General features: G+C 66.5%; 15 protein-coding genes. 5 read left to right on the forward strand and 10 right to left on the reverse strand.

Annotated elements, in window-relative coordinates:
- Positions 1–107: 107 nt before the first annotated feature.
- Entirely contained in the window at positions 108–989 is an 882-nt protein-coding gene (locus INR38_RS18365; protein WP_207442622.1) for a LysR family transcriptional regulator, read from the forward strand.
- 43 nt (positions 990–1032) lie between these two features.
- On the opposite strand, the gene INR38_RS18370 is transcribed toward INR38_RS18365, so the two are convergent.
- Positions 1033–2253, reverse strand: coding sequence for an MFS transporter (locus INR38_RS18370; RefSeq protein WP_207442621.1), 1221 nt, complete (start codon positions 2251–2253; stop codon positions 1033–1035).
- Between the two features lie 122 nt (positions 2254–2375).
- On the opposite strand from INR38_RS18370, the gene INR38_RS18375 reads away from it, so the two are divergent.
- Positions 2376–2972, forward strand: coding sequence for a TetR/AcrR family transcriptional regulator (locus INR38_RS18375; protein ID WP_207442620.1), 597 nt, complete (start codon positions 2376–2378; stop codon positions 2970–2972).
- Between the two features lie 52 nt (positions 2973–3024).
- Here INR38_RS18375 and INR38_RS18380 read toward each other — a convergent pair whose 3' ends face one another.
- From INR38_RS18380 to INR38_RS18390, 3 genes are read right to left on the reverse strand one after another with little or no spacing between them, the layout of a single operon-like run.
- Entirely contained in the window at positions 3025–3885 is an 861-nt protein-coding gene (locus INR38_RS18380) for an isocitrate lyase/PEP mutase family protein (RefSeq protein ID WP_207442619.1), read from the reverse strand.
- 44 nt (positions 3886–3929) lie between these two features.
- Positions 3930–4940 carry a tripartite tricarboxylate transporter substrate binding protein gene (locus INR38_RS18385; RefSeq protein ID WP_207442618.1) on the reverse strand — a complete coding sequence of 337 codons (1011 nt, stop codon included), beginning with the start codon at positions 4938–4940 and terminating at the stop codon, positions 3930–3932.
- Between the two features lie 44 nt (positions 4941–4984).
- Positions 4985–5980 carry a tripartite tricarboxylate transporter substrate binding protein gene (locus INR38_RS18390; RefSeq protein ID WP_097202477.1) on the reverse strand — a complete coding sequence of 332 codons (996 nt, stop codon included), beginning with the start codon at positions 5978–5980 and terminating at the stop codon, positions 4985–4987.
- A gap of 197 nt (positions 5981–6177) precedes the next feature.
- Here INR38_RS18390 and prpR point away from each other — a divergent pair, with 197 nt between their 5' ends.
- The gene (gene prpR / locus INR38_RS18395; protein WP_207442617.1) at positions 6178–8202 is read left to right on the forward strand and encodes a propionate catabolism operon regulatory protein PrpR; all 2025 of its coding nucleotides are present in this window, start codon (positions 6178–6180) and stop codon (positions 8200–8202) included.
- Between the two features lie 9 nt (positions 8203–8211).
- Here prpR and INR38_RS18400 read toward each other — a convergent pair whose 3' ends face one another.
- Positions 8212–9072, reverse strand: coding sequence for a hypothetical protein (locus INR38_RS18400; protein ID WP_207442616.1), 861 nt, complete (start codon positions 9070–9072; stop codon positions 8212–8214).
- Between the two features lie 331 nt (positions 9073–9403).
- Here INR38_RS18400 and INR38_RS18405 point away from each other — a divergent pair, with 331 nt between their 5' ends.
- Positions 9404–10432: a hypothetical protein gene (locus tag INR38_RS18405; RefSeq protein ID WP_207442615.1), complete on the forward strand. Its 1029-nt coding sequence runs from the start codon at positions 9404–9406 to the stop codon at positions 10430–10432.
- 34 nt (positions 10433–10466) lie between these two features.
- Here the strand turns inward: INR38_RS18405 and INR38_RS18410 are convergent, their stop codons facing one another.
- Together INR38_RS18410 and INR38_RS18415 are read right to left on the reverse strand one after the other, a co-directional pair.
- Positions 10467–10970, reverse strand: a complete 504-nt coding sequence (locus INR38_RS18410) for a GNAT family protein (protein ID WP_013802573.1) — start codon at positions 10968–10970, stop codon at positions 10467–10469.
- A 109-nt stretch (positions 10971–11079) separates the two neighbouring features.
- Entirely contained in the window at positions 11080–12018 is a 939-nt protein-coding gene (locus tag INR38_RS18415; protein ID WP_099753023.1) for a LysR family transcriptional regulator, read from the reverse strand.
- 67 nt (positions 12019–12085) lie between these two features.
- Between INR38_RS18415 and INR38_RS18420 the strand changes: the two genes are divergently transcribed.
- The gene (locus INR38_RS18420) at positions 12086–13018 is read left to right on the forward strand and encodes a pyridoxal-phosphate dependent enzyme (RefSeq protein ID WP_207442614.1); all 933 of its coding nucleotides are present in this window, start codon (positions 12086–12088) and stop codon (positions 13016–13018) included.
- 34 nt (positions 13019–13052) lie between these two features.
- Here INR38_RS18420 and prpF read toward each other — a convergent pair whose 3' ends face one another.
- From prpF to INR38_RS18435, 3 genes are read right to left on the reverse strand one after another with little or no spacing between them, the layout of a single operon-like run.
- Positions 13053–14249: a 2-methylaconitate cis-trans isomerase PrpF gene (gene prpF / locus INR38_RS18425; protein WP_207442613.1), complete on the reverse strand. Its 1197-nt coding sequence runs from the start codon at positions 14247–14249 to the stop codon at positions 13053–13055.
- Complete coding sequence (gene acnD, locus INR38_RS18430; RefSeq protein WP_207442612.1) at positions 14249–16876, reverse strand: Fe/S-dependent 2-methylisocitrate dehydratase AcnD; 2628 nt, start codon at positions 16874–16876, stop codon at positions 14249–14251. The genes prpF and acnD overlap by 1 nt, the downstream gene beginning before the upstream one ends.
- 49 nt (positions 16877–16925) lie before the next feature.
- Positions 16926–17906 carry a tripartite tricarboxylate transporter substrate binding protein gene (locus INR38_RS18435; protein ID WP_013802568.1) on the reverse strand — a complete coding sequence of 327 codons (981 nt, stop codon included), beginning with the start codon at positions 17904–17906 and terminating at the stop codon, positions 16926–16928.
- Between the last annotated feature and the right edge of the window lie 425 nt (positions 17907–18331).

Below are 18331 nucleotides of genomic sequence, written 5' to 3' on the forward strand. Positions count from 1 at the left end.
CTGTTTGCCCCGGGCCTTGTGGGCCAGGGCTTCCTTCTTGATGAAAACCACAGTTTCCATCAATGAAATGATTTATCAAAGTTTGATTCCATCCATAAAATTGATGGATGGAATGGACACTCGACAGGCTGAAGCATTTTGTGGCGGTGGCCGAAGCCGGCACCATGACCGAGGCCGCCCGTCGCCTGGGACGTGCGCAGTCGGCCGTGAGCACGGCCATCGGCCTGCTGGAGGCCGACTTGGGGCTGGAACTCTTCGACCGCGTGGGGCGCCGCGTGCAGCTGACGGCGGCAGGGGAGGTGATGCTGCTGGAGGCCCGGTCCCTGCTGCACCAGGCCCAGGCCATGGACCACCGCGCCCGCGCATTGGCCACAGGCGGGCAGGCACGCCTGGCCGTTGCGCTGGACGAGGCGCTGCCCTATGTGCCGCTGGCCCAGCTGTTCAAGGAGCTGGCGGCGCGCTTTCCGGCCATGGAGCTGACCGTGCTGAACGGCACGGCCTCCGAAGTGGCCGAGCATGTGGCGGCGCAGCGTGCCCAGGTCGCCTTCCAGTTCGACCGAGCGCCTGCGCCGGCCACCTGTGCCCAGCGCCATATCGGCAGCGTGCCGCAGACCATTTGCGTGGCCAAGGGCCATGTGCTCGATGGCACGGCGGCCCTCACGCGCAGGCAGCTGGCCGCGCACCGCCAGTTGCTGATGCACATCGAGGGCGTGGAGGACACCGTGCTCAGTCCCGCCGTCTGGCGCTCCAACAGCTTCTATGTGATTGCCGACATGGTGGCCGACGGCCTGGGCTGGGCCATCCTGCCGGTCAATATTGCCGAGTTCGGCGATCTGCGCCCGCATCTGCGGCAACGCGCCTGCGAGGGGCTGGCGCTGCCGCCGCTGACCGTGCGCATGCTCTGGCTGGAAGGGCTGGCGCCCGGGGCCGAAGCGCTGTGGATGCGCCAGCGCCTGGCCGAGCTGCTGGCCTTGATGGCCACGGCCTGAGCGGCCTGAGCGGTCTGGGCTGGCGCGGGCGTTGCGGCCGTGTTCAGGTGCAGGCGGCGGCTGCGTCTTCGGCAGGCGGGCTCTCTTTCGCTCGTGCCTGGCGTGCGGCCAGCACGCCCAGGGCCCACATGGCGACACCGGCCAGCAGCGCCACCACGAAGGAGATGCGCGCGCCCCACAGGTCGGTGGCCCAGCCTGCGGCGGCCGCGCCCAGGGCCACGCCCATGGCAATGCCGGTCAGCAGCCAGGTCATGCCTTCGGTCAGGCGCTGGTGCGGCACCTGCTGCTCCACCAGGCCCATGGCCACGGTGATGGTCGGGCCGAAGGTAATGCCGGCCAGCAATACGGCCACGGTCAGCGTGAACACATTGGTGGCCAGCAGCAGGGGCACGGCGGTGATGCAGACCGAGGCGCCCACCCAGGCGATCTGGCGGTGCAGCGGCGCCTGCAGGCGCAGCGTGCCGAACACCAGTCCCATCACGCAGGACCCCAACGCATAGAACGAGAGGACGATGCTGGCCGCCGCCGGCTGGCCCTGCTGCGTGGCAAAGGCCACGCTGGCCACGTCGATGGTGCCCACGATGATGCCCTGGGCCAGCATGAACAGCGCCAGCGTGCGCACCACGGGATGGCGGGCCAGCGACTGCTGGCGCGTGCGCTGCTGCGATGTGTCCACGGGCGGCTCTGTGCGGCGCTGGGCCACGAACAGCGCCACGCCCACCAGCAGCAGCAAGGAGGCGGCCAGCGGCCCGGCCTCGGGGAACAGCACCATGCTCAGACCCACCGACAGCGGCGGGCCGACGATGAAGCAGACATCGTCCAGCACGGCCTCCAGCGCATAGGCCGTCTGCAGCTGGGGCGTACCGCGCAGCAGCACGGTCCAGCGCGCACGCACCATGGCCGGCATGCTGGGCAGGGCACCCACCAGCGCTGCCAGCACCAGCAGCAGCCAATCCGGCCCCTGCCAATGCGCGCAGGCCAGCAGCGCAAACATGGCGGCAGCACTCACGGCCGCTGCCCAGGGCAGGACCTTGCGCTGGCCATGGCGGTCCACCAGGGCCGAGATGCGGGGCGCCAGCACTGCAATGGACAGCGCAAAGCAGGCCGCGACCGCGCCGGCCAGCGTGTAGGCGCCGCGCTGCTGGGACAGCATGGTGATCAGGCCGATACCCGTCATCGACAGGGGCAGGCGGGCCAGGAGACCGGCCAGCACAAAGGCGGCCGTGCCGGGCCGGGTGAACAGCTGGCGGTAGGCGTGGAACATGGAAACCTCGGAAAACGGACAGGCCGCTGCAATCACATACGCGGCGTATGTCAGCAATTCTACGGGCTGCCCATGACGCGCCGTATCATTGGCATACGTTTTGTATGTGAATGGAGTGCGCCATGCGCAAAAGCCGGGCCAGCATGATCGAGGAGACACGCGCCAAGCTCATCGAGGCTGCGCGCGAGGCCTTTGGCAGCCAGGGCTATTCCCAGGCCTCCATGGACGAATTGACGGCCAATGCCGGGCTGACGCGCGGCGCGCTGTACCACCATTTCGGTGGCAAGCCGGGCCTGCTGGCCGCCGTGGTGGCGCAGATGGATGCCGAGATGGACGCACGCCTGGAGCAGGTGCTGGCCGACCATGCCGACCCCTGGGAGGGCTTCCTGGCCTACTGCCGCGCCTACCTGGCCATGGCGCAGGAGGGCGAGATACGCCGCATCGTGCTGCAGGATGCGCGCGCCGTGCTCACGGGCACGGACCAGGGCGAGCAGCACCGCGCCTGCATCGCCTTCGTGGCCGGCTACCTGGAGCAGCTCATGGAGCGCGGCGTGATCGTGCGTGCCAATCCTCTGGCCATGTCGCGCCTGCTCAATGGCTGCCTGGTGGAATCCGCGTTCTGGATTGCCGAGGAAGGGGCGCCCCCCGAACGCCTGCCGCAGGCGCTGCAGGCGCTGGAGTTGACGCTCAAGGGGTGGAAGGCGCCTGCGAGGGGCTGAGCGGCTGAGCGGCGCTGCGCCAGCCCGCCCTCGCTCGAACTTCACTCGCGCTTCACTCGTACTTCTTTTCCAGCCCGTCCCAGAACGGCTTGTTGACCAGGCGCTGGCGCTCGGCAAAGGGGGCGACCACAGCGGGGTTCTCGTCCACCCTGCGCTCGTTGCGCAGTTGGCCCAGCGCCTTTTGCATGCCGGCCACGGCGCCTTGCAGCGCCGCGTTGGCATAAAGCACCAGGCCATAGCCCAGGTCTGCCAGCTCGCCCGCGTCGGTGATGGGCGTCTTGCCTCCGATCACCATGTTCATCAGCTGCGGCGTGGACAGGCGCTGGGGCAGGGCGCGGATCTCATCGGCCTGGGTCACGGCTTCCACGAACAGGATGTCGGCTCCCGCCTCGGCAAAGCGTTGGGCGCGCTCCACAGCGGCCTCGAAGCCCTGGGTGGCGCAGGCATCGGTGCGCGCCATGATCAGCGTGCCCTGGTCGCGGCGCGCGTCCACGGCGGCCTTGATCTTGCCCAGCATTTCCTCGGTGGAAATCACTTCCTTGCCATTGAAATGGCCGCAGCGCTTGGGGCTGATCTGGTCCTCGATCTGGATGCAGTCGGCGCCTGCGCGCTCCAGCGTGCGCACGGCGTGATAGGTGTTGAGCGCGTTGCCAAAGCCGGTGTCGGCATCGACGATCAGCGGCAGATCCACCGCGTCGCGGATGCGGGCCGTGTGGTCGGCGATGTCGGTCAGGCCCATGAAGGCCTGGTCGGGCAGGCCGAACCACATGTTGGTCACGCCGGCACCGGTCACATAGATGGCCTCGAAGCCGAGATCGGCCACGACGCGCGCGGACAGCGCGTTGAATGCGCCGGGCACGAGCACGCCGCGGCGCGCTTCGGCCAGGGCCTTGAGTTGTTGCTTGGTATTCATGGATGGTTCTGTCGAATGGGAAAAAGCGATGCGCGGGCTGGCGCTCAGTCCAGCGTGATGTTGGCGTTCTTGATCACCGGGCCCCACTTGGCGCGCTCGGCCTCGATGAACTTGCCGTAGGCCTGGGGCGTGCCGCCCATGACCATGCCGCCCGTGTTCTCGATCATGGCGCGCACCTCGGCGTCCTTGAGGGTCTCGTTCACGGCCTTGTTCAGGCGCTCGATCACGGCCGGCGGCGTGCTGGCCGGCGCGATCATGCCCAGCCAGTTGTACGACTCGAAGCCCTTGATGCCCGCCTCATCCAGCGTGGGCACGCTGGGCAGCACCTTCAGTCGCTGCTTGCTGGACACGGCCAGCGCCTTGACCTTGTCGCCCTGGATGGCGGGCAGGGCCGCATAGCCCATCTCGAACATGAAGGCCAGGTGGCCGCCCATCAGGTCGGTGGCTGCCAGCGCGCCGCCCTTGTAGGGCACATGGACCATGTCCGTGCGCGTCTGGAAGGCCAGCAGCTCGCCCGACAGGTGGTGGGCACCGCCCACGCCCGACGATCCATAGGTCAGCGTGCCCGGCTTGGCCTTGGCTGCAGCCACCAGCTCGGCCACGGTCTTGAACGGCTGGTTGGGCGCCGTGGTCAGGATCAGCGGCGCCTCTTCGATCAGGATGATGGGCTGCAGGTCACGTGCGGCGTTGTAGGGCAGCTTTTTCATCAGCATGGGATTGGTCACCAGCGGGCCTGGCGAGCCGAAGCCGAAAGTGTGGCCGTCCGTGGCCTTGGCGATGGCATCCGTGCCCGTCACGCCGCCCGCGCCGCCGCGGTTGTCGATCACGATGGGCTGGCCCAGGCTCTGGCCTATCTTGTCGGCGATCTTGCGGGCCCGCGTATCGGCAAAGCCGCCGGCCGCATAGGGCACGATGAGCTTGATGGGGCGCGAGGGCCAGGCATCTGCGCCCTGGGCCACGGCGGTGGCGGGGGCGGCGAGCAGGGCCGCAGCAGCGGCGGTGGCGCTCAGGGCCAGCCCCAAGCTCAGGCGGAGGGTATTGCGGCGGGTATTCATGGTGTCTTGTCTCGGTTGGAATCCGTGGTTGTGGCGGAAGCGGCTCACTTTTCCTGCATCTTCGCGGCCTTGACGATCTCGCCCAGGCGCTTGCGCTCGGCATCGGTGAATTTCACGAACTCGGCGCGCGTGCCGCCGATGGGCTCGATGCCCAGGCCCTTGAGCTTCTCCACGGTGGCCGGCTCCTTCATGGCCTGGTCCACGGCGGCGGCCAGCTTGTCCAGGATGGCAGGCGGCGTTCCCTTGGGCGCATGGATGCCGGCCCAGTGCGCTATCTGCAGCTCGGCAAAGCCCTGCTCCACGGCGGTGGACAGCTGCGGATAGGCGGAGATGCGCTGCGTCCAGGTCGTGGCCAGGGCCTTGAACTTGCCCTCATTGAGGATGTGGGGCAGGGCGATGATGCTGGCCTCCGACGTGCCCTCCACCTGGCCGCCCAGCACGGCCGTCGTGCTTTCCGATCCGCTCTTGTAGGGCACGGGCTGCAGCTGTGCGCCGTACTTCACGTTCAGCATCTCGGCCACGAAATGCGGCGTGCTGCCCGTGCCGGCCGTGGCGAAATTGAAGCCCTGGCCCTTCTTCGATGCCTCGACGAAATCGCGCAGGTTCTGGTAGGGCGCGTTCTTGGGAACCACGATCACCGAAGGCGCCAGTCCGATCATGGCCACGGGCACCAGCGCATCGTCCTTGAACGGCATGGTCTTCTTGATCATGCTGTTGGAGATCACGCCGGCCGCGCTCACCAGCAGGGTGTAGCCATCGGGCTGGGCCTTGGCCACGATGTCGGCGCCCACGGTGCCGCCCGCGCCTGCGCGGTTGTCGATGACCACGGGCTGGCCCAGGATTTTGGACGCACCTTCGGCGGCCGAGCGGGCCATCAGGTCGTTGGCGCCGCCTGCAGAGAACGGCACCACCAGGCGGATGGGGCGGGTGGGCCAGGCATCGGCGGCAGGCGCGGCAAACGACACGCCGGCCAGCGGCAGCACGGTGGCAAGCAGGGCGGCCAGGGCGGTGCGGCGGGGCAGGCGGGATGGCTGGTGCATGGGGAGTCTCCTGGAAATACTTGAAATGATTGAAACGCCGGCCTTGTTTGCAAGCTGCATGCCATGGCAATAAAGGGTAAACCCTTGTTATTGCAAGCCATTGATCTGAATGCATTTTTCAGTTCACAAGAGGATGAGGCGGAACCTGCTGCTGGATTCATGCGGCGCGATGTTGCATGAATGAAATAATCGGTTGCATGAATGAATCATTCGTGGCCCCTGTCCCTGGAACCCCGTCCGCCCCCCGCGTGGCATGGCCCCGTGTCGTCACCATAGGCCGCCATCGCATCGGCCGCGTGCTGGAGCGCATGTCCCTGGCGGTGGGCGACCAGGTGCGTGTGGAGCATGTCAGCGCGGCCTTTGACGACGCTGTGCAGGCCGTGCGCGCGCTGCAGGCGGTCGAGCCCATAGACGCGCTGGTGGCCGCCGGCGCCAGTGGTGCCTGGGTGCGCGAGCATGTCGACATTCCCGTGGTCATGATCGAGGTGCGCGGCTTCGATCTGCTGCAGGCGCTGGCCAGCGCGCGGGAATTGGCGCAGGCGGGCGGCACGCCGCGCATCGGGCTGGTGTCGTTCGACCATCCCTCGCCGCACCTGGCCCAGTTCGACGCGCTGTTCGGCGCCGGCATTGCCCAGTTCAGCTACCACGGGCCCGAGGATGCCCAGGCCTGCGTGCGTGCGCTGCAGGCCGCAGGCGTGGGTGCCGTGGTCGCGCCAGGGCTGGTTGCCGACCTGGCCGAGCAGGCCGGCATTCCCAGCGTGCTGCTGTACTCCGACGGCGCCGTGCTGCAGGCCCTGCGCGACGCGGTGCTGCTGGCCCGCCACCGCCATGCCGAGCGTGCCCGCCACCAGCGGCTGGAAACCGTGCTTGGCCAGTTGCAGGACGGCGTGGTCGCCGTGGATACGCAAGGCTGCATCCAGGCACTGAACCCCACCATGGCGGCCCTGCTGGGCGCGCCCGCCAGGGCGCTGCATGGCCGGCTGCTGGACGAGGTGGCGCCCGCGCTGGCGCTGGCACAGGCGCTGCAGTCGCAGTCCCTGGAGCCCGAAGGCAGTGAAGACGTGGTCCAGCTGGCCATGCGCACCCTGGTGGTACGGCGCGCGCCCATCGTGGAAAACGGCCAGCTCACGGGCGCCTTGCTGGTCTGCCGCGACCCCGCCATCATCCAGCGCGCCGACCGCCACCTGCGCGCCAACCGCAGCCTGCGCGGAGCGGGCGTGCGCTGGCGCATCGAAGACTACGCGGGCGACAGCGAACCCGCCCAGCGCGTGCGCCGCCTGGCGCGCCAGTTCGCGGCCAGCGATGCCACCGTGCTCATCCAGGGCGACAGCGGCACGGGCAAGGAGTTGCTGGCCCAGGGCATGCACCGCGCCAGCCGGCGCGCCGCCCAGCCCTTTCTGGCCGTCAACTGCGCGGCCCTGGGGGAAAGCCTGCTGGAGAGCGAACTCTTCGGCTACGACGAAGGCGCTTTCACCGGCGCGCGGCGCGGCGGCAAGACCGGGCTGATCGAGGCAGCCCATACGGGCACCTTGTTCCTGGACGAGATCGGGGACATGCCGCTGGCCCTGCAATCCCGCCTGCTGCGCGTGCTACAGGAGCGCGAAGTGCTGCGCGTGGGCTCCACCACGTCCGTGCCCGTGGACCTGCGCGTCATCGCCGCCACGCATGCCGATCTGGCGGCCCTGGTCGAGCGCGGTGAATTCAGGCGCGACCTGTTCTACCGCCTGGCCGTGCTGCGCCTGGCCATGCCCGGACTGCACGAACGCGGACAGGGCGATGTCCAGGCCCTGGCCCGCACCATGCTTGCGCGACGTTTGCGCACGCAGTCACTGCAGGCCGAGTCCTCTTCACTGGAGCCCTTGCTGGAAGCCCTGCTGGATTTGGCCGCCGCGCACCGCTGGCCCGGCAATGCGCGAGAGCTGGACAACTGGGTGGAGCGCCTGCTGGCCTGCCGCCACGACCTGCGTGACAGCGCGGGCCGCGTGGACATGGGCCGGTTGCGGGAGCTGTTTCCTGAATGCGGCGGGGCTGGGCAGGGTACCGTTCAGACCCTGCCCGCACAGCAGCGGCAACTGCAGTTGCGCGAGGCCCGGCGCGATGCCGAGCGCCAGCGCATGCGCGAAGTACTGGAGCAGGTGCAGGGCGACCAGCGCCGCGCCTGCGAGATCCTGGGTATCAGCCGGGCCACGCTGTGGCGCAGGTTGCGTAGCCAAAGCGACTGACGCGAGCTGTCACCACTCTTTCCAGAGGCCAGGGTCAAGTTTCAAATCGGATGGATCGCAACGGTAGACGTCAATATTGGCTGCACTGCCTTTGCATATGCCGGCGACCGACCGAAGGGAAGGTCGCAGTTCGGGATAGCTGGGATGCCTGAAATAAAAACGTGCAGTGAGCGCGCCGAACTCATCCACCTTCAGTTCTCTCATGTTGTACAGGTAGGCTTGCGACGTGGCCCCAAAAAAACATTGGGCAGTTCCTTCGGAGCTGAAGGAATCACCCGTCGGTTGCAAATTCCCACTGTACTCGCAGGCAATGCTTCCAGCATTTGATCTCTCGACGGCGATCAATGAGTTCGCATCAACCTTGAAAGTTATTTCGCCAGATGACGACATTCGTGCATAGTCCTGTGCGCTCGAATGGAAGAACGTGAAGTTGAGCCGGTTCCTGAGATCCTCGAACTGGAAGCGCTGAAGGCGCTGCGGAGCCTCGCCTGGCAGGGTGATCGTCGCCGTGGTGGAGGAATCGAAGACGATCCTGACCGGGCCAGCCTCCTGTGCAAACTCTCCATCGCGGGCCTGGCCACCCAGTGCGCGGCCATTGCGGTATTTCGTGAGCACACCGTCAAACTGCTTGCCGTCCTTGAGCGTGCCTGCGGCCTGCAGGAACAGTGACGATCCGTCCGCGCGATAACCGAAATAGGTCAGGATCAGCGTGGAGCCACCCTGCCTGTCGATCTGAATGCCGCGCCCGGGCTTGCCATTGAGTTCCGCGCCAATGCTCCACATGCCCGAATCCGGAAGAATGGCCAGCGCGGGTGTGGAAATGAAGGCGGCAAGGGCCGCGGCCATGAGGCCATTCAGTCGCTTTGACATGCTTGCTCCGTTGTGAGGGGTGAATCGAATGGAAGCCGACTTTAACCGCGATTCACTTGGGCATATTGAGCGATCCGTCACACCGGAGGCATTTGACCTTTTTCAGGTTGAATGCGATTTTCGTATGAGGGTCGGCAGATGTGCCATGCCCGGTGCCAGCACGCAGGCAGGAGCGCACGACCTGCGTGATGCAGCCGTTCCTGCTTCGCGGTGCCGCTCGCCTTCCAGGGCTCCTCTTCACTGGTCAAAATGTCCAGTACCGATCGCTGCGGGCTGTCTATCATCGCCCCCAACAAGCATGAAGCATTGGGAGTGAAATAGAGTGAGTTCCTTGAATCCCCTGGAGAATTTCGACACCAGTCACTGGAAAACCGACGACAAGTCTTGGATGAAGGAGCGCGAGAAGCAGTGGCCGGAGATCGAGCAAATGCTCTATGCGCTGGAAATGACCAAGAAGGGCCGGGGGATCGTCAAGAGGTACTTCCTCAAAGGCTCCCTTCCCCATTGGAAAAAGCTCCACGACTGGGACCGTGATTCCACGGTGCGCCATTTGAATCTGCTGCTGTTCCTGTACCTGCACCCTTGCCAGGACGAGACGGTGCTGCGCTCATTGCGGGACCAGTTCATGGAGCACCCTCAGGCGCTGCCGGGAGATCGCCTCGGAGGTTTCACTTTGCTCTTCAGCATCGGGCAGGGCCATGCATCTTCCGGGGGCACGCGCCTGGTCAGCACGTCAGAGTTGGAAAAAGAGTTGCCCCTCGCTGTGTCTCAGCTTCCTGACGCCCCTGCGCCCTATGCACATTGCAAAATTGTGGACATACATACGAACGGGCATAACGAACGGCTGTTCAACCTGATGCTTCCAGACCTGTCTCAAGACACTGTGCAGTTGCCAGTGACCCGAGACACTTACGTCAGCAGAGCACCCAGATACTTTCCATGGGACCACGAAGAGCTCCCGTTGAGAGCCTTCCGTTTTGCACTGTATGACCTATGGACCATGGGCCAATGGCTGGCATTTCCTGCCCCATCCAGCAAGGGCTACAACGACATGATCTTTCAGTACGAGAGGCCCCTGGATCTCTGGTACCAGGATGTTGCCAAGTCAGCGGCCCCCGAGGGGAAGTGGCTGGAGCCTGTGCTGATTGGTCTGTACCGGATCTTCCAGTTCGACCTTGACAACGAGCCCGACGAAAGTCCGCGCACGCGCTTTGTGCGGCGGATGCGGGCATTGTTGACAGAGAGACAATTCTCGGAGTCCTTCCAAGCCTTGGTCAAACTGGCCAAAAACGATGGCATTGCCGTGCGAAACCCCTGGAGCGACGAGCCAAAACTGAGATCTCGCAGCTTGCCCCGCTGACATTCCACAAGCGACCAAGATCGCGCGGCACAACCTAAGCGGCCAGCATCGCCCAGCGCTCATGGTCTCGCCAGCGGGTTCCAACCTTCATGAACGCCGGTGAGAAGCCCTCCAGCTTGAAGCCGCATGACTTGGCCAGTGCAATGGCTGCCTTGTTCTCAGGCTGGATGTTGGCTTCCAGCCGATGCAGCTTCAATGTCCTGAAAGCCTGCTTCACGACATGCGCGAGGCCTTCCTTCATCAGGCCTTTTCCCTCAAAGCCCGAGAACGCATAGAAATCGATCAGGCCACAGCGGAACGGGTCCATCACGATGTTCGTGATCTGCACGATTCCGGCAAAACCGTCGCTGTGCCACTCCCAGATCACAAAGGCGGCCCCAGCCGGCTCCTGCACGCGTGCCAGGTAGCTCTGAAATTCCTGCGGCGTGCTGGGGGGCGACACCCATGGCGCGTGCAGTTTGCGGCTTTGGCTGGCACCTTTGATGAACTCCGTTTCCAGATCCGCTGTCAGCTCCGAAACATAGATGCTCGTGTCCATGACCGTCCCTCAGATGTGAAGCCGAAAGTGTATCGACGCAGGTGCGTGCGCCGCCGGTCAACGCTTCGCGGCCACCCCCCAGGTTTGTCAAGCGCTTGCCGCTGTGGTGCTAGCCACGCTGGACCGGCGGCCCACCAACCCCGCCCAGCCGCTCGGCCAGGAAATCCATCAGCACGCGCAGCTTGAGCGGCAGGTGGCGCGTGGGCGGGTGAAGAATCCACAGCTGGCCGCTGTAGTTGGGCAGAAAGCTCCAGTCCGGCAGCACCTGCACGATGCGCCCGTCCGCCAGGGCCTCGCGTGCCGTGAAGCGGGGCAGGCTGGCGATGCCGATGTGCTGCAGCACGGCGTCCAGCCGCACACCGGTGTGGTTGGCGGCATAGCGCCCGCGCACGGCCACGGTGACGGTCTTGCCATGGCCGCGCAGCTTCCAGTGCGCGTCGCCGGGCTCCTCGCCCAGGTAGATGCAGCTGTGGGCCTTGAGCTCCAGTGGATGCACGGGCGTGCCGTGCCGGGCCAGGTACTGGGGCGAGGCGCACAGCAGATGGTCGATGTCCATCAGGTGGCGACCCATGAGGCCCGGTGGCGGGTGGTTGGTGATGCGTATGGCCAGGTCCACCGGGTCGTCGATCAGGTCCATGTAGCGGTCTTCCAGCCGCATCTGCACATCGACCTCCGGATACAGGGCCAGGAAGTCGGGCATGTGGGGATGGACCACGGTACGGCCCACGGCCTTGGGCACGCTGATGCGCACCAGGCCGCGCGGCTGCGCGTCCTGCAGCAGGGACGCGGCCATGACGGCCTGGGCGGCGCCCACCATGTCCAGGCAGCGCGCATGCACCTCACGGCCGGCCTCGCTCAGGCGCAGCTTGCGCGTGGTGCGTTCCAGCAGGCGCAGGCCCAGAGCCCTTTCCAGCCGCGCCACGCCCCGGCTGGTGGCCGATGGCGTGCTGCCCAGCTGGCGTGCGGCCTCGGAGAAGCTGCCCGTGTCCACCACCTTGACGAAGATGGCCATTTCTCCGAACAGGGGCAGGGCTTGATTTGTGCTCATGGCGCAAAGAATATTTGAAAAGCCAAGGGATTATCGCGGCTGAACGCCAGTCCTACACTGCCACCCCATGCCTTTGCACACCTTCACTCCCCTTATCCCGTCCCATGCCCTGAGCCATGTCGGTGGTCCTGAAATCTGGCTCAAGCTGGATGCGCTGCAACCCTGCGGATCGTTCAAGCTGCGCGGCATAGGCCATGCCTGCGAGATCCTGGCGCGCCAGGGCAAGAAGCGCTTTGTAGCTTCGTCGGGCGGCAATGCCGGCATTGCCGTGGCCTATGCCGGGCGGCAGCTGTCCATACCCGTCACCGTGGTCGTACCGCAAACCACGACCGAGCATGCGCGGGCACTGATCCGTGCTCAGGGCGCCGAGCTGATCGTGCATGGCGCCGTCTGGGACGAGGCCAATGCCTTGGCCCAGTCCCTGTTGGGTGCCGAGGATGCCTTTGTCCATCCGTTTGACGACCCGCTGCTGTGGGCGGGGCATTCCACCCTGGTCGATGAGCTGGCTGCTGCCGACTTCAAGCCCGACGCCGTGGTGCTGGCCGTGGGCGGCGGCGGCCTGCTGGCCGGCGTGGTGCAGGGCCTGGAGCGCCATGGCTGGATTGATGTGCCCGTGATTGCTGCGGAGACAGCCGGCGCCGACTCCCTGGCGCAGTCGCTGGCCCAGGGCCGCCGCGTGCTGCTGGACCGCATCACCAGCGTTGCCACCTCGCTGGGCGCGCGCCAGGTCTGCCAGCGGGCCTTCGATCTGTCGCAGGTGCACCCCGTGCGCAGCGCCGTAGTGACGGATGCGCAGGCGCTGAACGCCTGCCTGCGCTTCATTGATGACCATCGCCTGCATGTGGAGCCCGCCTGCGGTGCCGCGCTGGCCCTGGCCTACGCAGGCGCACCTGCGCTGCAGGGTTTCAAGCGCGTGCTGGTGGTGGCCTGCGGCGGCACGACGAACACGCTGGAGCAACTGCAGACGTGGCACGCAGCGGCGCTGACCGGCCAGGCGTGAGCACGGCCCAGATCTGAAGCCGGGCCCTGCGCATTCACGCGGCGTTCAACACCTCGCCAGGCACCCTGATCCAGCCTTCCATCAGGATGCGCGCGCTGCGGCTCATCAAGGCCTTGGTCACCTGCCACTGGCCATTCACCAACCGGGCCTCGGCGCCCACGCGCAGCGTGCCGGAGGGATGGCCGAAGCGAACGGCGCCGCGTTCGCCGCCGCCCGCCGCCAGATTCACCAGCGTGCCCGGCACCGCTGCCGCCGTGCCGATGGCCACCGCCGCAGTGCCCATCATGGCGTGGTGCAGCTTGCCCATGGACAGGGCGCGCACCAGCAGGTCCACATCGCCCGCCTCGATGCGTTTGCCGCTGGAGGCCGTGTAGGGCGCTGGCGGTGCCACAAAGGCGATTTTGGGCGTGTGCTGGCGCCTGGCGGCTTCGGACAGTTCCTGGATCAGGCCCATCTGCAGGGCGCCGTGGGCGCGTATGGCCTCGAAGCGCGCCAGCGCCTCGGCATCGCCGTTGATGGCGTCCTGCAGCTCGCAGCCCGTGTAGCCCAGGTCCTTTGCGTTCAGGAAGATGGTCGGAATGCCCGCATTGATCAGCGTGGCTGCAAAGCTGCCGACTCCGGGAACATCCAGCCGGTCCACGAGATGGCCCGTGGGGAACATGGCTCCTCCGTCCTCTCCCTCATCGGCAGGGTCCAGGAACTCCAACGCCACCTCGGCCGCAGGAAAGGTCACGCCATCGAGCTCGAAGTCGCCCGTCTCCTGCACCTGTCCGTCCGTGATGGGCACATGGGCCACGATGGTCTTGCCGATATTGGCCTGCCAGATGCGGAGGGTGGCCGTGCCGTTGCGTGGAATGCGCGCAGGGGCTATCAATCCCATGTGGATGGCGCAGGGCCCCACGGCGGCCGAGAGATTGCCGCAGTTGCCGCTCCAGTCCACGAAGGGCCGGTCGATGGAGACCTGGCCGAACAGGTAGTCCACGTCATGGCCTTCGCGCGTGCTGGCCGAGAGGATCACGGCCTTGCTGGTGCTCGACGATGCATTGCCCATGCCGTCGATCTGCTTGCCGTAAGGGTCGGGGCTGCCCAGGGCGCGCAGCAGGATGGCGTCGCGCACGGCGCCCGGCTGCTGCGCAGTCTCCGGAAGGTCTTGCAGGCGAAAGAACACGCCCTTGCTGGTGCCGCCGCGCAGGTAGGTGGCGGGAATGCGGATCTGGGGTGTGGTGTTCATCAAGCGTCCTGTGTCTGTGCAAGAAAGTCCTGGGCGAAGCGCTGCAGCACGCCGCCCGCCTCGTAGACCGATACCTCCTCGGCCGTGTCCAGCCGGCAGGTCACGGGCACGCGCAGCGTCTGGCCGCTTCTTCGTTCAATCACCAGAGTGAGTTGGGTGCCCGGCGTGCGCTCGCCTTCCACGCCATAGACCTCCGTGCCGTCCAGCCCCAGGGTCCTGCGGTCGGTGCCCGGCACGAACTGCAGCGGCAGCACGCCCATGCCGATGAGGTTGGTGCGGTGGATGCGCTCGAAGCCTTCGGCCACCACCGCCTCGACTCCGGCCAGCCGCACGCCCTTGGCCGCCCAGTCGCGCGAGCTGCCCTGGCCGTAGTCGGCACCCGCGATGATGATCAGCGGCTGGCGGCGGTTCAGGTAGGTTTCCATGGCCTCCCACATGCGCACCACGCGCCCTTCGGGCTCGATGCGCGCCAGCGATCCCTTGTGCTGCACGCCGTCGATGACGGCCATTTCGTTGACCAGCTGCGGGTTGGCGAAGGTGGCGCGCATGGCCGTCAGGTGGTCGCCGCGATGGGTGGCGTAGGAGTTGAAGTCCTCCTCGGGCAGGCCCATGCGCGCCAGGTATTCGCCCGCCGCGCTGTCGGCCAGGATGGCGTTGGAGGGCGACAGGTGGTCGGTGGTGATGTTGTCGGGCAGCAGGGCCAGTGGCCGCATGTTGCGCAGCGTGCGCGGGAAGGCCGCCAGCGCGCCCACGCCTTCGGTATCCCAGTAGGGCGGGCGGCGGATGTAGGTGGACTGGGGGCGCCAGTCGTACTGGGGCGAGGCTTTGTCGCCATCGTCCTTGCGGATGGCGAACATGGGTTCGTAGACGGCGCGGAATTGCGCAGGTTTGACCGATTGCTCGACGATGGCGTCGATCTCCTCGTCGGCGGGCCACAGGTCCTTGAGGCGGATCTCGCGGCCGTCCACCACGCCCAGCACATCCTGCTCGATGTCGAAGCGGATGGTGCCCGCCAGCGCATAGGCCACGACCAGCGGCGGCGAGGCCAGGAAGGCTTGTTTGGCCTGGGGATGGATGCGCCCGTCGAAGTTGCGGTTGCCCGAGAGCACGGCCGTGGCGTAGAGGTCGCGCTCGATGATTTCCTGCTGGATGGCGGGGTCCAGCGCGCCGCTCATGCCGTTGCAGGTGGTGCAGGCAAAGGCGACGATGCCAAAGCCCAGCTGCTCCAGCTCGCTGAGCAGCCCGGCCTCCTTCAGATACAGCTCCACGGCCTTGGAGCCCGGCGCCAGTGAGGATTTGACCCAGGGCTTGCGCACCAATCCAAGACGGTTGGCATTGCGCGCCAGCAAGGCCGCGGCGATGACATTGCGCGGGTTGCTGGTGTTGGTGCAGCTGGTGATGGCCGCGATGATGACGGCCCCATCGGGCATCAGGCCCTGGCTCTCCTGGGCGCGGGCGGCCTGCAGTTTTGCCGCATCGGCAATGCCGCGCTCGGCCAGGGCCGAGGTGGGCAGGCGCCGGTGCGGATTCGAGGGGCCGGCCATGTTGCGCACCACGGTGGACAGGTCGAACTGCAGCAGGCGCTCGTACTCCACCCCGGCCAGGGTGTCGCTCCAGAAACCCGCGGTGCGCGCATAGGCCTCGACCAGGCGCACCTGGACCTCGTCGCGGCCGGTCAGGCGCAGGTAGGCCAGGGTCTGGGCATCAATGGAGAACATGGCCGCCGTGGCGCCGTATTCAGGGCACATGTTGGAGATGGTGGCGCGGTCGCCGATGCTCAGGCTGTCGGCGCCCTCGCCAAAGAATTCCACATAGGCGCCCACCACCTTTTGCTGGCGCAGGAATTCGGTCAGGGCCAGCACGATGTCGGTGGCGGTGATGCCGCCCTGGCGCCGGCCCGTGAGGCGCACGCCCACGATCTCGGGCAGGCGCATCCAGCAGGCGCGGCCCAGCATGACGTTCTCGGCCTCAAGGCCCCCCACGCCCACGGCGATCACGCCCAGGGCATCGACATGGGGGGTATGCGAGTCGGTGCCGACACAGGTGTCCGGGAAGGCCAGGCCATCCTGCACAGTGACCACGGGGGACATTTTTTCCAGATTGATCTGGTGCATGATCCCGTTCCCTGCGGGAATCACATCCACGTTGGCGAAGGCCTTCTTCGTCCACTCGATGAAGTGGAAGCGGTCCTCGTTGCGGCGGTCCTCGATGGCGCGGTTCTTCGCAAAGGCATCGGGATTGAAGCCGCCGCACTCCACGGCCAGCGAGTGGTCCACGATGAGCTGCACGGGCACGACGGGGTTGACCTGGGCGGGGTCGCCGCCTTCGGCCGCAATGGCGTCGCGCAGGCCGGCCAGGTCCACCAGGGCGGTCTGGCCCAGGATGTCGTGGCAGACCACGCGCACGGGGTACCAGGGAAAGTCGATGTCGCGCCGGCGCTCGATGAGCTGCAGCAGGTAGCCGTCCAGCTGCGCGGGATCGGCGCGGCGCACGAGGTTCTCGGCGTGGACGCGGGCGGTGTAGGGCAGGCGTGCCCAGGCACCGGGCGAGAGGGCATCGACGGCGGCGCGGGCGTCGATGTAGTGCAGCGTGGTGCCGGGCAGGGGTTTCTTGTAGCGGGACGTCATGGGGGCGGATGGATTCTCGGGCCTGCGTGAGCCGATTGCTGGGCGCCTATTACTGTGCGCGAATTTCGTTGTCTTTCACCACCTTGGCGTAGCGGGGAATCTCGGACTGGATCAGGGCGCCGAACTGGGCCGGTGTGCCGCCTGCCGGGGACACGCCCGTGGGCTCCAGCTGGGCCAGCAGTGCCGGCGCCTTGAGGCCGGTGTCCAACGCAGCATTGATGCGCGACAGCACGGCGGGCGGCAGGCCCTTGGGCGCGAGCAGGCCGTGCCAGGCCACCACGTCATAGTCCGGCAGGCCGCTTTCGGCCACCGACGGAATCTCGGGATAGGCGGGCAGGCGCTGGGCTGTGGTCACGGCCAGGGCGTGCAGCTTGCCGCTCTTGACGTGCTGCATCAGCGCCTCGGTGCCTGCCACCAGCATGTCCACATTGCCCGACAGCAGATCGGTCACGGCCGGGCCCGTGCCGCGATAGGGCACATGCGTGGCCTTGACCTTGGCCATGCCGAACAGGTACTCGGTGACGATGTGAAGATGGCTGCCATTGCCGGCCGAGGCAAAGGTCAGCTTGCCCGGGTTCTCACGCGCATAGGTCAGCAATTCCTGCAGGTTTCTGGCGGGCACGCGGGGGCTCACGCAGACCACGTAGGCGCCTTTGGACAGCTGGATCACGGGCGTCATGTCGGCCACGGGGTCGAAGCGCAGCTTGTACAGCGAAGGGTTGACCGTATAGCTGCCCGCCACCAGCAGCAGCGTGTAGCCATCGGCCGCCGAGCGCAGCGCGTACTCGGTGCCCAGCGTGCCACCGGCGCCCGGCCGGTTCTCCACCACCACGGGCTGGCCCAGCCTGTCGTTGAGCACGTTGGAGGCCACGCGCGCAATGAAGTCCGATCCGCCGCCGGGTGCGAAGGGGCAGACGATCTTCAGCGACTTGCTGGGAAACGCCTCCTGGGCCAGGCCCTGGTGCGGCAGCGCAAGGCCGGCCAGCGGGGCGGGCAGGGCGGCGCAAAAGCGGCGGCGGTTGATGCTCATGGGTTGGTGTCTCCTGCAGAGTTATGGTTGGCAGTGCACCAGGCTTGTTGCAAGCAGCATGCCATCCGACTCAAGGGGAAACCCGTGCAAGCATCGCAGCCTGCTGCCAGAGGCTGAAGGGCTGCAGCGCCACCTGCTGCCGTACCATCCGTTTCATTGTTGTTTCAAAACTGCCGCCTCTGATTTCATGGATGAGGGCTTGTGCAATGCCTCGCCCTCCACCCCTGGTGCCCGGCAAGGCCCGGCAGGCCCGGCGAGCCCGGGCACATGGGGCCGGGTACAAGCACCTTGCTGCCTGCACTCTAGGGTTTGCCCGTGGAGGTCTTCAGCAAGAGCGCATTCCGACGATAGAGCAAAGGCGTTTGTAGGATTTGTCTTACATATGATTTGCCTGCCGGGTGCCGAAATCCATTTATCCTCGCTCT

The sequence above is a fragment of the Delftia sp. SD018 genome (assembly GCF_017355445.1).
Lineage (GTDB): Bacteria > Pseudomonadota > Gammaproteobacteria > Burkholderiales > Burkholderiaceae_C > Comamonas > Comamonas acidovorans.

What these genes read in the sequence shown, in the direction of transcription:
- INR38_RS18365 (WP_207442622.1), top strand. Translation starts at nt 108, where the DNA reads ATGGAATGGACACTCGACAGGCTGAAGCATTTTGTGGCGGTGGCCGAA.
- INR38_RS18370 (WP_207442621.1), bottom strand. Translation starts at nt 2,253, where the DNA reads ATGTTCCACGCCTACCGCCAGCTGTTCACCCGGCCCGGCACGGCCGCC.
- INR38_RS18375 (WP_207442620.1), top strand. Translation starts at nt 2,376, where the DNA reads ATGCGCAAAAGCCGGGCCAGCATGATCGAGGAGACACGCGCCAAGCTC.
- INR38_RS18380 (WP_207442619.1), bottom strand. Translation starts at nt 3,885, where the DNA reads ATGAATACCAAGCAACAACTCAAGGCCCTGGCCGAAGCGCGCCGCGGC.
- INR38_RS18385 (WP_207442618.1), bottom strand. Translation starts at nt 4,940, where the DNA reads ATGAATACCCGCCGCAATACCCTCCGCCTGAGCTTGGGGCTGGCCCTG.
- INR38_RS18390 (WP_097202477.1), bottom strand. Translation starts at nt 5,980, where the DNA reads ATGCACCAGCCATCCCGCCTGCCCCGCCGCACCGCCCTGGCCGCCCTG.
- prpR (WP_207442617.1), top strand. Translation starts at nt 6,178, where the DNA reads ATGAATGAATCATTCGTGGCCCCTGTCCCTGGAACCCCGTCCGCCCCC.
- INR38_RS18400 (WP_207442616.1), bottom strand. Translation starts at nt 9,072, where the DNA reads ATGTCAAAGCGACTGAATGGCCTCATGGCCGCGGCCCTTGCCGCCTTC.
- INR38_RS18410 (WP_013802573.1), bottom strand. Translation starts at nt 10,970, where the DNA reads ATGGACACGAGCATCTATGTTTCGGAGCTGACAGCGGATCTGGAAACG.
- INR38_RS18415 (WP_099753023.1), bottom strand. Translation starts at nt 12,018, where the DNA reads ATGAGCACAAATCAAGCCCTGCCCCTGTTCGGAGAAATGGCCATCTTC.
- INR38_RS18420 (WP_207442614.1), top strand. Translation starts at nt 12,086, where the DNA reads ATGCCTTTGCACACCTTCACTCCCCTTATCCCGTCCCATGCCCTGAGC.
- prpF (WP_207442613.1), bottom strand. Translation starts at nt 14,249, where the DNA reads ATGAACACCACACCCCAGATCCGCATTCCCGCCACCTACCTGCGCGGC.
- acnD (WP_207442612.1), bottom strand. Translation starts at nt 16,876, where the DNA reads ATGACGTCCCGCTACAAGAAACCCCTGCCCGGCACCACGCTGCACTAC.
- INR38_RS18435 (WP_013802568.1), bottom strand. Translation starts at nt 17,906, where the DNA reads ATGAGCATCAACCGCCGCCGCTTTTGCGCCGCCCTGCCCGCCCCGCTG.